This window comes from Streptomyces sp. NPDC006643, assembly GCF_042870175.1.
GTDB lineage: Bacteria > Actinomycetota > Actinomycetes > Streptomycetales > Streptomycetaceae > Streptomyces.
Genome location: NZ_JBIAHA010000011.1, coordinates 131,682 through 150,942 on the forward strand (window position 1 = coordinate 131,682; position 19,261 = coordinate 150,942).

The 19,261-nt window shown below is 70.6% G+C and carries 18 protein-coding genes; 7 read left to right on the forward strand and 11 right to left on the reverse strand.

Features of this window, described 5'->3' with window-relative positions; translation table 11 throughout:
* Positions 1 to 115: 115 nt before the first annotated feature.
* Both ACFYNU_RS16855 and ACFYNU_RS16860 read right to left on the reverse strand, forming a co-directional pair.
* Positions 116 to 1,273, reverse strand: coding sequence for a hypothetical protein (locus ACFYNU_RS16855; RefSeq protein ID WP_356584118.1), 1,158 nt, complete (start codon positions 1,271 to 1,273; stop codon positions 116 to 118).
* Between the two features lie 157 nt (positions 1,274 to 1,430).
* Positions 1,431 to 2,714 (reverse strand): aminotransferase class I/II-fold pyridoxal phosphate-dependent enzyme, encoded by a 1,284-nt coding sequence (locus ACFYNU_RS16860; RefSeq protein ID WP_356584116.1) that lies wholly within the window; start codon positions 2,712 to 2,714, stop codon positions 1,431 to 1,433.
* Between the two features lie 208 nt (positions 2,715 to 2,922).
* Between ACFYNU_RS16860 and cysD the strand changes: the two genes are divergently transcribed.
* Together cysD and ACFYNU_RS16870 are read left to right on the forward strand one after the other, a co-directional pair.
* On the forward strand, positions 2,923 to 3,858 hold the full coding sequence (cysD, locus tag ACFYNU_RS16865; RefSeq protein WP_356584114.1) for a sulfate adenylyltransferase subunit CysD: 936 nt from the start codon (positions 2,923 to 2,925) through the stop codon (positions 3,856 to 3,858).
* Entirely contained in the window at positions 3,858 to 5,180 is a 1,323-nt protein-coding gene (locus ACFYNU_RS16870; RefSeq protein WP_356584112.1) for a GTP-binding protein, read from the forward strand. The genes cysD and ACFYNU_RS16870 overlap by 1 nt, the downstream gene beginning before the upstream one ends.
* A 66-nt stretch (positions 5,181 to 5,246) precedes the next feature.
* On the opposite strand, the gene ACFYNU_RS16875 is transcribed toward ACFYNU_RS16870, so the two are convergent.
* The 6 genes from ACFYNU_RS16875 to ACFYNU_RS16900 all read right to left on the reverse strand — a co-directional run bounded on the left by ACFYNU_RS16875 (position 5,247) and on the right by ACFYNU_RS16900 (position 12,301).
* A complete protein-coding gene (locus ACFYNU_RS16875; protein ID WP_356584110.1) occupies positions 5,247 to 5,819 on the reverse strand; it encodes a hypothetical protein in 573 nt (190 codons plus the stop codon).
* A gap of 97 nt (positions 5,820 to 5,916) precedes the next feature.
* On the reverse strand, positions 5,917 to 6,573 hold the full coding sequence (locus tag ACFYNU_RS16880; protein ID WP_356584108.1) for a response regulator transcription factor: 657 nt from the start codon (positions 6,571 to 6,573) through the stop codon (positions 5,917 to 5,919).
* Positions 6,570 to 7,880, reverse strand: coding sequence for a histidine kinase (locus tag ACFYNU_RS16885; protein ID WP_356584106.1), 1,311 nt, complete (start codon positions 7,878 to 7,880; stop codon positions 6,570 to 6,572). Before ACFYNU_RS16885 ends, ACFYNU_RS16880 begins: the two co-directional genes overlap by 4 nt.
* Positions 7,881 to 8,027: 147 nt before the next feature.
* Positions 8,028 to 10,244, reverse strand: a complete 2,217-nt coding sequence (locus ACFYNU_RS16890; RefSeq protein ID WP_356584104.1) for an MMPL family transporter — start codon at positions 10,242 to 10,244, stop codon at positions 8,028 to 8,030.
* Positions 10,245 to 10,412: 168 nt separating this feature from the next.
* Complete coding sequence (locus ACFYNU_RS16895; protein WP_356584102.1) at positions 10,413 to 11,417, reverse strand: 2-dehydropantoate 2-reductase; 1,005 nt, start codon at positions 11,415 to 11,417, stop codon at positions 10,413 to 10,415.
* Positions 11,414 to 12,301 carry a helix-turn-helix transcriptional regulator gene (locus tag ACFYNU_RS16900; RefSeq protein WP_356584100.1) on the reverse strand — a complete coding sequence of 296 codons (888 nt, stop codon included), beginning with the start codon at positions 12,299 to 12,301 and terminating at the stop codon, positions 11,414 to 11,416. Before ACFYNU_RS16900 ends, ACFYNU_RS16895 begins: the two co-directional genes overlap by 4 nt.
* 238 nt (positions 12,302 to 12,539) lie before the next feature.
* Between ACFYNU_RS16900 and ACFYNU_RS16905 the strand changes: the two genes are divergently transcribed.
* The 4 genes from ACFYNU_RS16905 (at position 12,540) to ACFYNU_RS16920 (ending at position 16,160) form a co-directional block, all read left to right on the forward strand.
* Positions 12,540 to 13,445, forward strand: a complete 906-nt coding sequence (locus ACFYNU_RS16905; protein WP_356584098.1) for a helix-turn-helix transcriptional regulator — start codon at positions 12,540 to 12,542, stop codon at positions 13,443 to 13,445.
* A gap of 126 nt (positions 13,446 to 13,571) precedes the next feature.
* Positions 13,572 to 14,411 carry an SDR family NAD(P)-dependent oxidoreductase gene (locus ACFYNU_RS16910; protein WP_356584096.1) on the forward strand — a complete coding sequence of 280 codons (840 nt, stop codon included), beginning with the start codon at positions 13,572 to 13,574 and terminating at the stop codon, positions 14,409 to 14,411.
* 97 nt (positions 14,412 to 14,508) lie between these two features.
* Complete coding sequence (locus ACFYNU_RS16915; protein WP_356584094.1) at positions 14,509 to 15,288, forward strand: SDR family oxidoreductase; 780 nt, start codon at positions 14,509 to 14,511, stop codon at positions 15,286 to 15,288.
* A gap of 116 nt (positions 15,289 to 15,404) precedes the next feature.
* Positions 15,405 to 16,160 (forward strand): Atu4866 domain-containing protein, encoded by a 756-nt coding sequence (locus ACFYNU_RS16920; protein WP_356584092.1) that lies wholly within the window; start codon positions 15,405 to 15,407, stop codon positions 16,158 to 16,160.
* A 75-nt stretch (positions 16,161 to 16,235) separates the two neighbouring features.
* On the opposite strand, the gene ACFYNU_RS16925 is transcribed toward ACFYNU_RS16920, so the two are convergent.
* Positions 16,236 to 17,684 (reverse strand): amidohydrolase family protein, encoded by a 1,449-nt coding sequence (locus ACFYNU_RS16925; RefSeq protein ID WP_356584090.1) that lies wholly within the window; start codon positions 17,682 to 17,684, stop codon positions 16,236 to 16,238.
* 153 nt (positions 17,685 to 17,837) lie between these two features.
* Positions 17,838 to 18,416: a TetR/AcrR family transcriptional regulator gene (locus ACFYNU_RS16930; RefSeq protein WP_356584088.1), complete on the reverse strand. Its 579-nt coding sequence runs from the start codon at positions 18,414 to 18,416 to the stop codon at positions 17,838 to 17,840.
* A 100-nt stretch (positions 18,417 to 18,516) separates the two neighbouring features.
* Between ACFYNU_RS16930 and ACFYNU_RS16935 the strand changes: the two genes are divergently transcribed.
* Positions 18,517 to 18,963, forward strand: a complete 447-nt coding sequence (locus tag ACFYNU_RS16935; protein WP_356584086.1) for a DUF1772 domain-containing protein — start codon at positions 18,517 to 18,519, stop codon at positions 18,961 to 18,963.
* 20 nt (positions 18,964 to 18,983) lie between these two features.
* Here the strand turns inward: ACFYNU_RS16935 and ACFYNU_RS16940 are convergent, their stop codons facing one another.
* Positions 18,984 to 19,139 carry a hypothetical protein gene (locus ACFYNU_RS16940; protein ID WP_356584084.1) on the reverse strand — a complete coding sequence of 52 codons (156 nt, stop codon included), beginning with the start codon at positions 19,137 to 19,139 and terminating at the stop codon, positions 18,984 to 18,986.
* Positions 19,140 to 19,261 lie beyond the last annotated feature (122 nt).

A 19,261-nucleotide genomic window follows, 5' to 3' on the forward strand; every position in this document is an offset into this window, starting at 1 on the left:
ATAAGGATTCTCCACCGCCCCCGCGTTCACAAGACCGTAATTTGCACGAAGATCAAAGTCAAGGTTGCGTAACGACCTCCGGGGGGAGCGTTCGTGGCGCACGGATCGTCGCATGTCACGCCTGCGCCGCGGCCAGTTGACGCCGCGTCACCTCGTCGCGTACGGCTTCGGTCTGCGCCAGCGTGGTCAGACCGCTCACCTCTTGACGGCCGTCCCGGATCATCTCGACGGCCACGGTGAGCCGGGCCAGCAGGGTGGCGGGCAGCACGGCACGCGACAGGGCCGCGCCCAGCGCTGCCGCCAACGCACGGCCGTGCTCCGGGTCGCCGTCGACCGTGAGATCGATCCGCAGGTCGTGGAAGCGGCTGGGGACCTCCCGGACCACGTTGAGCATGCCCCGGGTGTCCAGCCGGCCCGAACCGAAGAGCCTGGCACCGGTGACCGGTATGCCGCTCAGCGCCGGATCCTGCCGCAGCAGCCCCGCCACCTCGGCGGTGAGCGCGGCGAGCAGGATCTCCTGGGAGTTGGGGCCCTTGTCGATGCCGAGCATCTGCTTGGCCTGGTCGACCACGAGTGGACGCGTCGTCCGGGTCTCGCCGTCGGTGGTGAGGCTGGTGGTGTACGCCGACTCCGAGCCGTCCTCCCAGACGACATCGGCCTCGGCCGCCACGGCGCGGCCGTCCGTCCCGCCCGAGGAGGCGGGCGCCCACTCCACCGGGAACACCTCGCTCCCGGCCGGGCCGTGCACGGTGACCGTGGCCTCCACCGGTGAGGAGTCCAGGGCGGACTGGTGGTTGGGGCTGAAGGCCCCCACCAGCTCGTTGATCGAACGCAGCGTCGCGGTGGGCGCGTCGCAGTCGATCTCCGTGCTCCAGCCCAGTCCGTCGAGAGCGGCGCCGGCGGCCGGCGCGCCGTCCGGGCCGAGCGGCAACTGGGCGCGCGCGGTGGTGCGCAGGGCGGTCAGACTCACGCCCCGCGAGGTGAAACCGTTGATCTTGGTGGTGAGCACACACGCGGCGACGGCAGCGAGCATCGACTCGCAGGGGGTCGGGTCGCCCGAACCGCCGTCCAGGGTGAGCCGGTGCCGCAGGGTGAAGTCGCGGGCGATCCGGTAGGTGCCGTCCCGGAGCGCGAGCGTACGGCTGACCGCGATGTCCTCCCCCGGCGCGGGGAGCGGGGTGACGACCCGGAAGTCGGCGACGGCCTCCTCCGGGTTGTCCCGGTACTCGTGCACGCTCTCCGAGACGCCGGTGATGTTCAGACCGTTGCGCATGTTCTCGTTCTCCCTGTCCCGCGTCCCTGTCGCACGTCCCTGCCCCCGCGTCCCCGTCTCGTCGGACCCGCGGACCCGCGAGGCCTCACGGATTCGCGAGGCCTCACAGACCCGCGTGGTCTTACAGACCCACGAGATGTCACTGACCCGCCAGGCCTCACAGACCCGCGAGGGCCTGTTCGAGGTCCTCGACGAGGTCCTCGGTGTCCTCGATCCCGGCCGAGAAGCGCACCAGGCCGGGCGCGATGCCGACCTCCGCCCGCTGGCTCTCGGTCAGGAAGCTGTGCGAGGTGTTGAACGGCAGACTCACCAGCGACTCGACACCGCCGAGACTGGTCGCCACCACGGGCAGACGCAGCCGGTCCAGCAGCTTGAACGCCGTCTCGTCCCCGCCCTTCAGCTCGAAACTGACCATGCCTCCCCAGCCGTCGGGGCACACCTCGTGGAGCCAGGTCCAGGGATAGTCCGGACGGGACGGGTGGTGGACCCGGTGCACCGCGGGGTGCTCGTCGAGCAGCGCCGCGACCGCTGTGGCGTTCACACTGTGCTGCCCCATCCGCAGTGCCAGCGTCTTGAGCCCGCGCTCCAGCAGGAAGCACATCCCGGCGTCCAGCGAGCCGCCGAACTTGAGCATCTGCGCCCAGATCCGGTCGACGTACTTACGGGATCCGGCGACCGCGCCGGCCGTCACGTCGCTGTGCCCGTTCAGGTACTTCGTGGCGCTGTGCACCACGATGTGCGCCCCGTGCTCCAGCGGTCGCAGATGGATGGGCGTGAGGAAGGTGTTGTCGATCACCAGCAGCAGATGGCGCTCCCGCGCGAGCTTCCCCAGCTCGACGAGCGGGACCGCCTTCAGGAGCGGGTTGGTGAGCGACTCGAAGTAGAGGACCTGCGTCTCGTCGCGCACCGCCGCCCGGACGGCGTCGATGTCCGTCGGGTCGGTGAAGGTGACCGTACGGCCCAGCTGATGCATGTCCTCACGGAGCAGGTTGAACGTCCCGCCGTAGACGTCGCGGCTGCTCACGATGTGGCCGCCGTGGTTGGTGAGCGCGAGCAGCGTGGTGGTGATGGCGGCCATCCCCGAGGAGAAGACCAGGGCGCTCTCGGTGTTCTCCAGGGAGGCGATCTTCTCCTGGACCGTCCACTGGTTGGGGCTGCCGTACCGTCCGTAGATGGGGACGTCCCGGATGTGCCCCTGGTCGAACGCGTCGTACGTGTCGTCGGTGAACTTGAAGGTCGTGGTCTGGAAGACCGGTGTGCCGACGGCGCCGGTGGCCGGGTCCTCGTACGTACCCGCGTGCACACTGCGGGTACTGGGCCCCCGGCCGTCCACGACCCGTTGCTGGTCGAGTCTCGGCCCCGGAACACGCCCCCTGGACAGACTGTCGGTCCACTCCTTGCCCGCGCCCGGTTCGGGGACGCTGCCCTGGGATTTCGCCATGACACTCCTGTCGCCTGAGTGGGCTGTCACCGTACAGCCGTACGCCGACCGGCAGGACCCAGGAGGATCCCTGACTACCGCCGTACGGCCCGACGGCCTTGAGAATCACTCATCGGCACAAGTACGCGTGACCCGGCGGTCCTTGAGGAGGCCGGACGGATCGACGAACCATGACGAACCATCGACGAACTGGGGAACGGGGGCTGGGGTGAAGAACGCGTCCTTTCAGACGCTGTCGCGGGGCAGTGGCTTTCCACTGAGTCATCTGGATGTGCTGGAGTCGGAGGCCGTGCACATCTTCCGGGAGGTGGCCGGGGAGTTCGAGCGCCCGGTGCTGCTGTTCTCGGGCGGCAAGGACTCCATCGTCATGCTCCGGCTGGCGCTCAAGGCGTTCGCCCCCGCGCCGCTGCCCGTCGCCCTGCTGCACGTGGACACCGGCCACAACTTCCCCGAAGTCCTCGAATACCGCGACAAGGCCGTGGCCGAGCACGGACTGCGGCTGCACATCGCCTCCGTCCAGGAGTTCATCGACAGCGGCGAACTGCGCGACCGCGGCGACGGCACCCGCAACCCCCTCCAGACCGTGCCCCTGCTGCGTGCCATCGAGACCAACCGCTTCGACGCCGTCTTCGGCGGCGGCCGGCGCGACGAGGAGAAGGCCCGCGCGAAGGAGCGCGTGTTCTCCCTGCGTGACGAATTCGGCGGCTGGGATCCCCGCCGCCAGCGCCCCGAGCTGTGGCAGCTCTACAACGGCCGGCACGCGCCCGGCGAACACGTCCGCGTCTTCCCCCTGTCCAACTGGACGGAACTCGACGTGTGGCAGTACATCGCCCGCGAGGAGATCCCGCTGCCCAGCGTCTACTACGCCCACCGGCGCGAGGTGTTCGCGCGCGACGGCATGTGGCTGGCGCCGGGCGGGTGGGGAGGGCCGAAGCACGGCGAGCACACCGAGATCCGCCAGGTCCGCTACCGCACCGTGGGCGACATGTCCTGCACCGGCGCCGTGGACTCCGCCGCGGACACCACCGAGAAGGTCATCGCGGAGATCGCCGCCTCCCGGCTGACCGAGCGCGGCGCGACGCGGGCCGACGACCGGCTCTCCGAAACGGCCATGGAAGACCGCAAGCGCGAGGGATATTTCTGATGACCCGATCCGCCGCCGCCCCGGCCATCGCCCCGGCCACCCCGACCCCCGCCGCCTCGCTGCTGCGTCTCGCCACCGCCGGAAGCGTCGACGACGGCAAATCCACCCTCGTCGGACGCCTCCTCCACGACTCGAAGTCCGTCCTGGCCGACCAGTTGGAAGCCGTCGAGCACGCGTCCCGCGACCGCGGCCAGAGCACCCCCGACCTCGCCCTCCTCACCGACGGACTGCGCGCCGAACGCGAACAGGGCATCACCATCGATGTCGCCTATCGCTACTTCGCCACCCCCAGGCGCCGCTTCGTCCTGGCGGACACCCCCGGACACGTCCAGTACACCCGCAACATGGCCACCGGCGCGTCCACCGCCGAACTGACGGTGATCCTGGTCGACGCCCGCAACGGCGTGGTCGAACAGACCCGCCGCCACGCCGCCATCGCCGCCCTCCTCCGTGTCCCCCACGTCGTCCTCGCCGTCAACAAGATGGACCTCGTGGCGTACGCGGAGCCCGTGTTCGCCGCGATCGCCGAGGAGTTCACCGCGTACGCCGCCTCCCTCGGCGTCCCCGAGGTGACCGCGATCCCGATCTCCGCGCTCACCGGGGACAACGTGGTCGAACCGTCCGCGGCCATGGGCTGGTACGCGGGCCCGACCGTCCTGGAGCATCTGGAGACGGTGCCGGTCGCCCACGACCCCTCCGACGACGCGGCCCGTTTCCCCGTCCAGTACGTCATCCGGCCCCAGCTGCCCGAGCTGCCCGACTACCGGGGCTACGCGGGCCAACTCGCCTCCGGCGTCCTGTGCGTCGGCCAGCCCGTCACCGTCCTGCCCTCCGGACACACCACCACCATCGAGGCCATCGACGCCCTCGGCTCCCCGGTCGACATGGCCTGGGCCCCGCAGTCGGTGACGCTACGGCTCCGCGACGACCTGGACATCTCCCGCGGTGATCTCATCGTGCCGCGGGACACCGGGCCCACCCCGGACAAGGATCTGCACGCCACCGTCTGCCATCTCCACGACACCCCGCTGACCGAGGGACAACGGGTGCTGCTCAAACACACCACCCGCACGGTGAAGGCCGTCGTCAGACAGATCCCCTCCCGGCTGGCCCTGGACGATCTCTCCCAACACCCCAGCCCGGGGCGGCTCGTCGCCAACGACATCGGCCGCGTCGTGATCCGTACCGCCGAGCCCCTGGCCGTCGACGCCTACGCGCACTTCCGCCGCACCGGCTCCTTCCTCCTCATCGACCCGGCGGACGGCAGCACCCTGACGGCGGGCATGGCCGGCCACGCCTTCACCGAGACCCTCGACACGTAGCGGCCGACGGCCGAAAGCCCGCGCCGCGCGAACCGTTGTACGCGCGGTGCGGGCCTGCGAGGAGGCCTACTTCGTGCGACAGGCGTCGATGATCGTCTGGTCGACGGCGTTTCCCCGACGGTCCGTCACCCGGGCCCGGAAGGAGACGGACCCCCCGGCCGCCGGGTTGTCCACGGTCACCTTCCCCCGGTGCACGGAGACCCCCCGCCAGGTGGCGCCGCTGTCGTACGAGACGGACACCCGCAGCGAGTTGAGGCCCTGCCCCTCGGCCGAACCTCGCACCGCGACCGGCACGCTCTGCCGTACGAGGGCGGCGGCCGTCGAGTCAGCGGCGAGCGCCGGCGCGCAGCGGACCACACTCGCCGGGAGCGCGACGGCCTTGTCCGTACGGGCCGAGGTGAACTCCGCCTGCCAGATGACCGACGAACTCACCGGCGACACACCCGATCCGGCCCGGCCCACGGTGGTCACCACGCGGTACTTCGCCTTACCCGGCGGCAGTTGGAAGGACACCCCGTCCAACACGTCATCGGCGGTGGCGAGTTGTCTCCCGTCGCGGTAGACCGTCGTGGTGGCGGATCCGGCGTCGTAACTGTTGTCCCAAGTCTGCAGGCGGGGCTCACCGGAGAAAAAGCTCATTGGTCCAGTCCTTTCCCCACCGCATTGGCATGCACGCCTCACGCCCAACAGACACCCCACAGACACCCCACAGACAGCCCGCAGACGGCCCGCCGCGTCAGGCAGGACTCACCAGTCCCGCGTCGAACGCGAAGATCACCGCCTGCACCCGGTCCCGGGCCCCGATCTTCGCCAGCACCCGGCTCACATGCGACTTGACCGTCGACTCGGCGAGCGAGAACCGCTCGGCGATCTCCGTGTTGCTCCAGCCCCTGGCCATCGCGGTGAGGACCTCGCGCTCGCGCTCGGTCAACCCGGCGAGCCGGCGCTCCTGTTCAGGCGTCCGGCCCGGCATCCGGTCCGCGAAGGCGTCGAGGAGCTTACGGGTCAGACCGGGCGCGATGACGGCGTCCCCGGCGGCCACCGCCCGTACACCGTTGATGAACTCGTCGGGCAGCGCGTCCTTCAGAAGGAAGCCGCTCGCTCCGGCGCGCAGCGCCGCGTACGCGTACTCGTCCAGGTCGAAGGTGGTCAGGACGAGGACCCGGGAGCGCCCACCGGACTGCACGATACGGCGGGTGGCCTCGATGCCGTCCATGCCGGGCATACGGACGTCCATCAGGACGACGTCGGGGCGCAGTTCGGCGGTCTTGCGCACCGCCTCGGCGCCGTGTGTGGCCTCGCCGACCACGCTCAGATCGGGGTGCTGCTCCATGAGCATGCTGAAACCGAGCCGCTGGAGGGCCTGGTCGTCGACGATGAGGACGGTGGTCATACGGGACTCTTCTCCGTGGGTGCCGGGTTGGTCGCGATCACGAAGCGGGCCCGGACGGTCCAGCCGCCCCGGTCGTTGGGCCCCGCTCGCACGCTCCCGCCGTACAGCGCGGCCCGCTCCCGCATACCGACCAGGCCGCGGCCGTCGTCGTTGGCCCGTGGCGTGAGCGCCGGTCCGGTGTCCTCGACCGTGAGGTGTACGGCGGTGTCGTCGGCGGTGATCGTCACATGGACGGCCGTGTCGGCCGCCGCGTGCTTGAGGGTGTTCGTCAGGGCTTCCTGTACGACGCGGTAGACGGCCAGTTGGAGGCCGGGCGGCAGATCCGTACGGTCGCCCCCGGTGCGCAGGGTGACGGCGCGGCCCGCCGCGCGTACCCGCTCCAGCAGCGGGCCCAGATCGCTGAAACCCGGCTGGGGGGCGAGCGGGCTCCCCTCGGCGGCGGTCCGGTCGTCGTCGCCGATGACGGCGAGCAGACGGCGCAGTTCGGCCAGGGCGCCGCGCCCGCTGTCGGCGATGATGCGGAGGGTCTCGGCGCCCCGTTCCGGTTTCGCCTCGGTCAGTCCGGCGGCGCCGTTCGCGAGGCCGACGATGACGGCGAGGGTGTGGCCGAGAATGTCGTGCATCTCGCGGGCGACCCGGGCGCGTTCGGCGGCGGCGGCGAGCCGGGCCCGCTGGTCGCGCTCCACCTCCAGCCGGACGGCGCGTTCGTGCAGGGCCCTGATGTACGCGTTGATCACGCGTGCGACCAGGCCCGCCGTGGCGACGGCCGCCACGAGGGCCGCCTGGATGAGCGCGATCACCCAGGTCTGGAGGCCGATCTCCTCCCCTTCGCCGCCGACCGCGACGGACAGGCCCGTCTGCGCGACGGCGACGCCCAGACAGACCGCGAGATGGACGGGCCGGCCCGCGCGGCCCACATTGAGCAGCGCCACCACCCGCGCGGTCTCGGATCCCGTACTGGCGTCCAGGGCGAGGGCCACGGCGGAGACGGCAGAGGTGAGGCCGAAGACCAGGATGGGACGCTGCTGCCGCCACAGCAGGGGCACGCAGAACGCCGCCATCAGGACGAGCAGCAGCGGGACGGACGGGCCCCGGCCGTTCTCCGCGTTCTGGAGGGCGGGGATGCCGATCAGCGCGCAGAACAGCGGCATGGACCAGCGCCTGACCCAGGGCAGGTTCCGGTCCGTCTGCATGGTCCGCCTGAGCATGCGCATGATCAGCACGTCCGAGCGCCGCTCGGCACCGCCCAGCAGCGCCTCGGGCTCGAACAGGGAGCCCGAGCGTTCGGCCGTGGTCGGTGTGGTCACGTCGTACGCCCTCTCGGTACGGGGACCGCCCACCGGTCCCGGGGGGAGTGGGACCGGCGGGCGGGGCGGTCGGTCACAGCGCCGTACGGGCCGTGAGCGGCGGGTCTCCGGGCCGTACGCCCTGCCTCGGATCGTACGGCCGCGGCCTCAGCCCTTCCCGGCAGGCACCGGCTCGGACTCCGTCGCGTCCCGGGGCGACCCGGCCAGCTCACGCCGCAGCTTCTCGCCCTCCACGTCCACATCGGGCAGCAGCCGGTCCAGCCGGCCGGGCAGCGACCAGGCGCGGTGGCCGAGCAGTGCCATGACCGCGGGAACGATGGTCATCCGCACCACGAACGCGTCGAGGAGGACGGCGGCGGCCAGGCCCAGGCCCATCGACTTGATGATCGCGGTGTCGCTGAAGATGAATCCGGAGAACACCGCGATCATGATGACCGCGGCGGCGGTGACCACCCGGGCCCCGTGCCGGAAACCGGCGACGACCGCTTCCCTCGGACCGGCCCCGTGGACGTACTCCTCCCGCATCCGGGTCACCAGGAAGACCTGGTAGTCCATGGCGAGGCCGAACACCACACCGATCATGAAGATCGGCAGGATGCTCACGACCGGGCCGGTCTGGTCGACACCGAGGACGTCCGCGAACCAGCCCTTCTGGAAGACCGCGACGACGACACCGAGGGTCGCGAGGATGCTGAGCAGGAAGCCGGCCGCCGCCTTGAGCGGGACCAGGATCGAGCGGAAGACCACCATCAGCAGGAGCAGCGCCAGGCCGACGACCACGCACAGGTACGGGATCATGGCGTCGCTCAGCTTGTCGGAGATGTCGATGTTCAGGGCGGTGGTGCCGGTGACCATCAGCTCCGCGCCCGTGTCGTCCCGCAGGGCCGCGCCCCGGTCGCGGATGTCGGAGACGAGGTCGACCGTCCGCTCGCTGCTGGGCGCGGAGCCGGGGACGGCGTGGATCAGCGCCACGTCACCGCCCTGGTTGAAGGCGGCGGGGCTGACCGATGCCACGTCGGGAAAGCCGTCGAGCAGGGCCACCGCCTGGTCGGCGGCGGCCTTGGGGTCGGCGCTGCCGCGGGCGTCGACCACGACCGACAGGGGGCCGTTGTAGCCGGGGCCGAAACCGTCGGTGATGGTGTCGTAGGCGATGCGCTGGGTGCTGCCGGGGGTGGCCGACTCGTCGCTGGGCATACCCAGTTCGAGCGACAGGGCGGGCGTGGCGAGCAGCAGCAGGCCCGCGACCGAGGTGACGAGGACCTTGACCGGGTGCCGCAGTACGAACGTCGACCAGCGCACGCCCATGGGCTCGCGCTCCGCCCGCTCGACGGCCCGCTTACGGCGCGACGTGAGCTTCCCCTTCGCGATCCGGCCGCCGGCGAAGCCGAGCATCGCGGGCAGCAGGGTGAGCGCGATGACGACGGCGACGACCACGGCGAACGCGGCGCCGAGCCCGATGTCGGTGAGGATCTTGATACCGATGACACTGAGCCCGGCCAGCGCGATGACCACGGTGAGCCCGGCGAACACCACCGCCGAGCCGGCCGTACCGAGCGCCCGCCCGGCGGCCTCCTCCGGCGTATGCCCCTCCTTCAGCTCACCCAGATAGCGGGAGACGATGAACAGGGCGTAGTCGATGGCGACCGCGAGACCCAGCATCAGTGCCAGCGTGCTCGTGTTGGAACTGAGGTCGATGACCGCGCTCGCGAGAGTGATCGACAGGATGGCCAGGCCGACCCCGAACAGCGCGGTCAGCAGCGGCAGTCCGGCCGCGACCAGCGAACCGAATGTGATGACGAGGACGACGGCGGCGATCAGGATGCCGATCAGTTCGGTGGTGCTCTGGTGGGTCTCCTCGACGACCGCCGTCCCGCCCATGCTGACCCCGAGCCCGGCCCGCTCGCCGCGCTCGGCGACGTCCGCCAGGTCCTCGCGCGCCCGGTCGCCGACGTCGGAGTCCGCGACCTGGTAGGTCACCTGCGCGTAGCCGATCGTGCCGTCCTCGCTGACGGCGCCGCCGGTGTACGGGTCGGCCACCGCCTTCACCTGGTGGGCCTTCCCGAGCGCTGCGACCAGGGACTCGACCTCGGCCCGGTAGGGACCGGACGTCAGCTTCTGCCCGTCCGGCGCCTCGAAGACCACACGCGCGGTGGCCCCGTCGGCCGAGGCCTGCGCGAACTCCCCCTTCAGCAGGTCCAGCGCCTCCTGGGACTGGGTGCCGGCGATGCTGAAGGTGTCCGTCGTCTTGCCGGACACCCCCGAAGCACCGATGCCGACGACCGCCAGGACGGCTATCCACAGCGCGAGGACAAGCCTTCGCCGCTGGAACGAGAACCGGCCGAGCCGGTAGAGGAACGTGGCCACGGAGAACCCCCGGGAGGCGTGCAGAGGACGGGACAGGGCCGTGCTTCCGGCCCGCCCACCACGCTAGGAACACCTCGCCGCCGTTCCCCCCGTCCACGGAGGCGTATCCACCGCCCGGCACCGGTACCCCGGTGCCGCCCGCCCCTCCTCCTCAAGACGTAGCACCGGTCAGACCGCCGCGCGCAGCTCCGCGTACAGCTCCGGTCCCGACCACGTACGCGGCGCGCTCTCCGCCTCGCGCACCAGGGCGGCGAGCCGCGCGTTCGCGGGGGCGCCCAGTCCGTGAGCGGCGGCGAGGGCGACGATCTCTCCCTGGAGGGAGTCGATCTCCGTGGGCCGGCCGCGCTGGAGGTCCTCCCACATCGAGGAGCGCGCGTGGGCGTCGATCCGCAGGGACGCCGCCGCTGCCCGGCGGAAGAGCGCGTCGGGCAGCCCGAGCAGATACGGGGTGAGGCCCGGCGCCACCGGGCCGAGGCGCGCGGGGGTGATCCCGGCGGCCCGGTAGACGGCCAGTGCCTCGCGCTGGCAGAGGGCGAGACAGCGGCGGTACGCCCGCATGCCGAGCTGATCGCGCAACGGCAGCCCGGAGAGGGCGTTGCACGCGTTGTTGAGATTCATCAGCAGCTTGGCGTGCTGCACCTCGCGCATGTCGGTGCGCGCCTCGACGGCCAGGCCCGCCCCACGCAGGGCGGCGAGGAGCCTGTCGTCGGCCTCGGTCATGAGCGTGCCCGGCATCCCCTGGTGCACGGTCCCCGGCTCGGACCCCACCACGTTGTACGGGACCATCCCGGCGAGCACGGTGCGCGCGGGCAGCGCGGCACGCAGGACGGCGGGGTTGTGCAGCCCGTTCTGGAAACTCACCACGACGGCGCCGGCCGCCAGATGCCCGCCGACATCCCTGGCGGCGGCCTCGGTACCGGCGCTCTTCACGGTGACCAGCACATAGTCGGCACCGGCCACGGCGGCCGGCCCGGTGGCCAACGTCAGCCGCTCCGGCGCGAGATGCACGACATCCCGCCCGGCGACACTGAGCCTGAGCCCCCGCTCCCGCAACACCCCCATCCCGGCCGCCCGCCCGACGAACACCACGTCGTACCCGGCGGCGACGAGATGCCCCCCAAGATGACACCCGATACTTCCGGCACCGAACACGGCGAAGCGGGGCCTGGTCACCGCTCCTCGACCGCGAGTTCGGCCGTGGGGGCGGTGGTCATGGGGGCGGTGGCCGTGGGCGTCTTCGGTGGGGTTGCCGTGGCTCGTAGTGTGTCGAAAGCCGCCGCCGTCGGGCCGGCCGGTTCGGCCTGGTAGACGACCAGTTGCTGGTGCGCGGCGCCGTTGACCGTGAAGGCCGCGAACTTGATGTGCAGGTCCCCGACCTCGGGGTGCTTGAGGTGTTTGCCTTCCTGGGACTTGCTCTTGACCTCGTGCGTCCCCCACAGCTCGGCGAACTCCTCGCTCCGGGCCGACAGATCGGCCACGACGGCTGCGATACGGGGCGATTCGGGATCGTGGCCGTAGGCGGCCCTGATCTCCGCGACGCAGGAGTGCGCGGCCCGCTCCCATTCCTGGTAGAACTCGCGCCCCGCCGGGTCGGCGAACACCATGCGGGCGAGGTTGTCGAACCGGGTGAACCCTGCGTGGAGCGCCACGGCCAGGGAGTTGGCGGCCAGGATGTCGAGGGCGGGCCCGACCACGAAGGCCGGGGTGTGCTGCCAACCGTCCATCAGCTGGAGCAGTTGTGCGCTGACCTCCGACTCGTCCCGGTCCCGGGGGCGCTGCGAGGCGGTGAGGCAGAGGCGGTTGAGGTGGTCGGCGGCCTCCGCGTCCAGTTTCAGGGCCTGCGCCACGGCTTCCAGGACTTGCGGGGACGGGCTGTTCTCGCGGCCCTGTTCGAGCCTGATGTAGTAGTCGGAGCTGACTCCGGCGAGCAGCGCGACTTCCTCTCTGCGCAGTCCGGGCACCCGACGCCGGCCGTATTCGGGCAGACCGACATCGTGAGGCTTGAGCGCCTCTCGGCGGGCTCTGAGGAAATCACCCAGGGGTGTCCCGTTGCTCATGCCGTCAAGATTAGACGCGTCACCGCTGAAGAGAAGTGCCGGCGAACGTAAAATAACAGCAGGTCGTACGGCTCGTACGCAGAGTAGTTCCGTGGCCGCAGAGTAGTTCCGTGGCGCATCCGTAAATGCCGCCCCTCCGCCGCCCACGCTCGCGCGCCTGGTGGCCGCCCGAACCTGGGTGTGACGCACCCACCGTGGGCAGCCCATTTCCGGGCGTTTTCCACCTAGCCTCGACGGTATGGCCAATGACACGCGCCCCGACCCGGTTGAAGGGCTGGGTCACTTTCTGCGCTCGAAGAGGGAACGTCTCAGCCCCGCGGACGCGGGGCTGCCCACCACCGGCCGCCGCAGGGTGCCCGGCCTGCGCCGGGACGAGGTCGCGACGCTCGCGGGTGTCAGCCCGAGTTACTACGGCCGGCTCGAACAGGGCCGTGAACTCAAGCCCTCACCGCGGGTCCTGGACTCGCTGGCCCGGGTGCTGCGGCTCGGCGACGAGGAGCGGCGGGAGCTGTTCCTGCTCGCGCCACCGGCGGCCCGCCGCACGAAGTCCCCGTCCCGGGTCGAGCGGGTCCGTCCGCATCTGCGGCAGCTGATCGAGAGCTGGACCAGCACGCCGGCCTTCATCATCGGCCACGCCCAGGACCTGCTGGCCGCCAACGCGTTGACCGACGTCCTGTACCGCGACTTCGCGCGGCGCGACAACGTGCTGCGCATGCTCTTCCTGGATCCCGCCGCGAAAACGCTCTACCGCAACGCGGACCGGGCCAAGCATCGCGCGGTCGCCGACCTCCAGACCACCGCCGCGAACACCCCCGAGGACCCTCGCATCCTGGAGCTGGTGGGGGAACTGTCCGTGCGCAGCGCGGAGTTCCGCTCCCTGTGGGCACGTGAGTACGCCCGGGTGCCGCCCTACGAAGTCAAGCGGATGCACCACTCCCTCGTGGGGGAGCTGGAGTTGCGGCACGAGGCGCTCAGCATCCGCAGCGCTCCCGGGCAGCAGCTCATCGTCCTGCACGCGGAGCCCGGCTCCCCCTCCGCGGACGCCTTGGCCCTGCTGGGCTCCATCGGCGCACCCGGCGCTTCCGACGCTTCCGGAGCTTCCGACGCCTCCGACGCACCTGAGCGGCAGAAGCCCGCCCGATAGTCGCGTCGTTTCCTGGGTGCGGGACTCCCAGGAAAAGCACAGCCTTCATACCGCGGTGGCCGACGGACAGACTCTTTCACGTCAGCAGGAAATCCCCGGCAAGGGGAAACGATGAAAGGCTTTCTCATGGCTACGTGGTTTGTCACCGGCGCTTCCCGTGGAATCGGTGCCGAAATCGCCCGCACCGCTCTCGCAGGTGGAAACAACGTGGTGATCGGCGTACGGAATCCCGAGCGCGTGCCGGACGATCTGAAGAATTCGGAACAGGTTTTCGCGGTCGCTCTGGATGTCACGGACAACGACAGCATCCCGCGGGCCGTCCAGGCCGCCGTGGACCGCTTCGGCGGCATCGACGTGCTCGTCAACAACGCGGGGCGCGGCCTGCTCGGCGCGGTGGAGGAGATCACCGACGCCGAGGCCCGGTCGCTGTTCGACCTGAACGTCTTCGGACTGATCAACGTCACCCGCGCCGTACTGCCCGTCATGCGTGAGCAGGGATCCGGCAAGCTCGTGCACATCGGCTCCCGTTCGGGTTTCGAGGGTGAGCCGGGCGTCGGCCTCTACTGCGCGTCGAAGTTCGCCGTCGCCGGGATCAGCGAGTCCCTCGCCGTCGAGATGGCCCCGTTCGGCATCCAGTCGATGGTCGTCGAGCCGGGCGTGTTCCGTACCGACTTCCTCGACGCCAGTTCCCTGTCGGTGGCCGGGGACCGTATCGCCGACTACGACGGCACCCCCGCGCACGTGACGCTGGACTGGATCGACCAGGCCAATCACGCGCAGCTCGGTGACCCCGTCAAGGGCGCCGCCCTCATCGTCGAGGTCGCCTCGACCGAGAAGCTGCCCACGCACCTCTACATGGGGCGCGACACGCTTGAGCGGCTGGAGGTCAAGTACCAGCAGATGCGGGACGACCTCGCCCCGTGGCGCGAGAAGTCCGCCGCCACCGCGCACAGCGACGCCGCCTGACGCACGACCGCACGACCGCACGACCGCACGACCGGGCAGCACCACCGCTCAGCGCCCGGCGCCCGTACACCCCACTCACACAGATTGAGGTCTCGTCATGTCCGCTGCTCTGCTCACCGGTACCCCCCTCGCCGGCCGTGTCGCTGTCGTCTCCGGCGCCTCCAGCGGCATGGGCGCCGTCACCGCCCGGCGCCTGGCCGAACTCGGTGCCACCGTGGTCGTACTGGCCCGGCGCAAGGACCGCCTCGACGACGTGGTCAAGAACATCGAGGCCGCGGGCGGCACCGCGCTCGCCCTGGCCGTCGACGTCACCGACCGCGAGGCCGTCCTCGGTGCCGCCCAGCGGGTCGAGGCCCGCTTCGGCAAGGCCGACCTGGTGTTCAACAACGCCGGTGTCCAGCTCATCTCCGGCATCGAGGAACTCAAGGTCGACGAGTGGCAGCGCCAGATCGACCTCAACATCACCGGTCTGATGAACGTCATCGCCGCGTTCGTGCCCCATCTGACGGACTCGGCCGCCCGGGGCAGGCCCGCCGACCTGATCAACACCTCGTCCATCGCGGCCACCCGCATCCTGGCGAAGTTCTCCGTCTACTCGGGCACCAAGGCCTACATCAGCCATCTCACGCGGCTGTTGCGCGTGGAGCTCGGTCAGAAGATGGTCCGCGTGGCCACGATCGAGCCCGGCATGGTCGACACCGAGCTTCCCGACCACGTCACCGACCCCGACGCCTCCAAGCTGATGGCCGACCTCATCCACGACATCGACGTCCTCCAGGGCGCCGACGTCGCCGAGACCGTCGCCTTCATGGCCTCCGTGCCGCGTCACGTCAATCTCACCGAGATCACCATCCTGCCCACCGCCCAAGCCGTCTGAATCCCGTACCCGGCGGGGGAGGAACAGCCGAGCGCTGTTCCTCCCCCGCCGTGTCGCGTCCGCGGAGACGGGCGCCGGCACGACCGCCCACCATCGAGAAACACGAGGAGTACGCGATGAACGTCGCCCGTACGCACACCCAGCCCTGGAACAGCGAAGCCTTCGACGCGATCATCTCGAACGAGGCGGGGCGTCCCGTCCTGTTCACCAACGCCCGGGTCCTGACGGCGGACCCGCTGATCGGCACCATGCCCGGCGCCGATGTCCTGCTGGTGGGCGCCCTGATCGTCGGTGTCGGCCCCGGCATCGTGACGGCGGCGCAGGACGACAACGCCATCGTCGTCGACTGCACGGGCACGACCGTCGTACCGGCCGTCGTGGACACCGTCGCCCTGGCCGGCGGACGCGGCCGACGTTCCGCATACGTGGCCACGCTCACGCCGGGGAACGTGGGCGACCTACTCGTCGTACCCGACGAACTCGCCCCCGACATCCTGAGCGCGCACACCGCACTTCTGTCCCGCCCGGACCAGGTCCGCGCCCTGGTCGCGGCGGGCGAGCCCGTCATCTGGGCCGGAGCCGACGCCCCCGGCCACCCCACCGCGCCCGAGGCGGGAACCCCCGACGCCCAGGACCTGACCGGCAGCGCGCGGACAGGCGTCTGGGTCGACAGAAACGACTTCCTGCACCAGGAACTCACCGCCGACGGCCGCTACGACGAGACCCGGGGCGGCCGTCCGCACGCCTATCAGGGCCGGTACTGGATCGACGGCGACCGCATCGACTACCTGGACGACCTGGGCTTCTGGGCGTTCGGAGAGTTCCGGGGCGAGGAACTGCACCACGCGGGCTACGAGATGCGCCAGCGCTGAGACAGAGCAAAGCTCCAGCCCTTCGCCCGGTCGCGGGCGGAGGGCTGGAGCTTTGCTCCGTACGTTTCCCGGCGCTCAGCTCGCCGGGGTGTTGAGCACATAGGTGCGCGAGGCGTCGACCTCGGCGCGCAGCGCGGGGAGATCCACGTCGAGCACCCGGCCGTCCCACTTACGGGGCTGCCCGTCGATGAGAACGGCCGTGATGTTACGGGCGTCGGAACCCAGCACCAGGGTGCCGATGGGGTCGTTGAGCGGCATGTTGTTGAGATCCTCGGCCTGGACGACCAGCAGGTCGGCCTTCTTTCCGGGAGTGAGGGAGCCGGTGACGGCGCCCAGGCCGTTGGTCCGGGCGCCCTGGAGGGTGGCGAAGTCCAGGACGTCGTGCGCGGTGATACGGGAGGGCGCGGCGTCTGTTCCGTACGCGCCGTCCGTTCCGTACGCGTCGTCCGTTCCGTACGCGCCGTCCCTTCCGTACGCGCCGTTGACCGCGCGCATCCGCTGGATCGCGAGCAGGGCCCGCATCTGGGTGAACATGTCGCTGGCGAGGGCGACTTCGACGTCGATGCTCAGTCCGGGCCGGATACCGACGGCGAGCGCCTCGTCCACCGCGGGGATCGCCGTCTCCAGCCCGATCTGCGCGTCGGACGTGGGCGCCAGCGCGACCGTGGTGCCGGACTCCCCCATGGCCCGCCACGCCTCGGCGGTCAGACCGGTGGCGTGGATCAGGGTGACGTCGGGGCCCAGGATGCCGTGCTCGGCCCAGGACAGCACGGCATCCGACGAGGGCTTGCCGAAGACGGCGTCGACACTGACGCCGATGCCCAACTCGGCCGCCGTACGGGCGAGTTCGGGACCGTACGCGAGGGCGGGGCCGGCGATCTCGTCGGTGGAGAGCGCTGCGATACGGAGGGTGAGCAGCTGGTCGTCACTGCTGAAGTACTCGCTCCTGAGCCGGGTCAGGTCGGCCGGCCACTGCCGGTCCCATTCGCCGAAGTGCGGTCCCATCGAGGCGTGGACGCCCCGGATGCCGGTGTCCCGGAGGGCCTCGATCGCGGCGTCGGAGTGCTCGCGGCTACGGGAGTTGTGGGAGAAGTCGAGCATGGTGGTGATGCCGCTGTCGATCGCGGTCAGCGCCGCCAGCCTGGTGCCGGTGTACATGTCCTGCGGGCGGTAGACGGTGGCGTATCCGGCGAGTGTGGACATCACGTACGCGCCGAGGTCGTCGACGTCCGGCATGATCCGGCGCAGCTGCGCTTCCCAGGCGTGCCGGTGGGTGTCGACCAGGCCGGGGGCGAGGATGGTGCCCGAGGCGTCGACGATCACGGCACCGTCCGCGCTCAGGTCCTGGCCGATCGCGGCGATGGAGTCGCCCTCGACGAGCAGGTCGCTGTCGTGCAGGATCCCCACGTCGGGATCCATGGTGACGACGGTGGCGCCGGTGAACAGGACGCGCCGCCCCGGATCGGACGACCGGCGCAGCAGCTGCTCAAGAAGGCCGGCGCCGACGGTGGCATCGGTATGCATGACGGGGCCCCTTTCGGGTGGTGGTGAGGGTGGGCCGAGCGGCCTGCGGCCAAGACTCGATCCCCACCCCCACGCGAACCAGACCGCGCTTTCCCTAGGTACGGCACACCCAGGACAGCCCCGTGGGCCCCGCCCGCCCCCGGAGACGGTGCGTCAGATCACGGCGAGCCGGTCCACCAGCAGCTCCACCCGCGACTCGGTGTCCCCCGGTGGCAGCCTGCCCGACCGGGTCAGGGTCGCCACCCCGTGCAGGGACGCCCAGAACACCTCGGTGAACAGCCCCGGGGCGACTCCGTCCCCGGTGACCTCGCCGAGGCACTCCAGCAGCGCGGCGAAAGCGTCCTTGAGAGGTTCCGGGGTGTCCTCCTGTGCGTACGCGAGGCCGCCGTCGAGCTGGAAGATGGCGTCGTAGACCGCCGGGTTGCGTTCGGCGAAGTCCAGGTACGCGCGGGCGAGGGCGTACACGCGGGCGCGCGGGCCGTCCGCGGCGGCGGTGGCGGCCCGCACCGCCGAGGCCAGCTCCGTGGAGCCCTGGAGCGCGACGGCGCCGATGATCTCGCGTTTGCCGCGGAAGTGGCTGTAGAGGACGGGCTGGCTGTACTCGATGCGCTCGGCCAGCCGGCGGGTGGTGACCGCGTCCCAGCCCTGCTGCTCGGCGAGTTCACGGGCCGTCGCCACGATGAGGCGCTCGCGGACCGCCCGTTCGCGCTGCTTGCGTTCCTGTACCGACATAGCCCGATCCTAGCATCGCTAGACAATCGAGCGGCAGCAGTACTAGCGTAGCTTCATCATCTAGCGCCGCTAGATTTCAGAAGGGTCAGAAGGGATCGTCATGCTCAACGCGCTTCAGGTCATCACCACCGTGGTCGTCGGCCTGATGGTGGGGGTGGAGTTCTCCGTCGCCTTCGTCATCAACCGGATCCTCGACGCCCTCCCCGAGGACAGTGGCCAACTCGGCCGCGCCCACGGGGGCCGGATGCTCGGCGCGGTGATGCCGGTCTGGTACATCACCTCGCTGGTCCTCGCCGCGGCCTGGGCCGTCGCCGGGTGGCACCACCACGGCACCGGCCTCGTCGTCACCGCCGGCGGGCTGCTGATCGTCAGCGTGATCATGTCGATCCTGCTGCTCGTCCCGATCAACAACCAGGGCAAGACATGGACCCCTGAGAACCGGCCCGCCGACTGGAAGCGGCAGATGAACCGCTGGGACCGCTTCCACTACGCCCGCGTCGCCGTCATCGTCGCGGCCTTCACCCTGCTGGTCGCCGCTCTCGCCTGAGCCAGCAGGGGCCCGGCTGCCTAGAAGAAGTGCTTACGGCCACCCACGGCGCGCCCGGTGGAACCGAGCAGCCACAGGACGGCACCGATCAGAACGAGTACACCGCCGATGGTCGTCAGGAGGGACATACCGACCGCGAGGCCGATGATGAGCAGAATGAGGCCAAGAAGAATCATGGTGTTCCCAATCTCCAGGTCTTCGAAGTACGACGCCCGACAAACCGATCAGCCGCCGCACTCTTACGGATCCCGGGTACCCCGCATTCCCGAACGAAACCAGGCCGCCCCGAAGACCACAC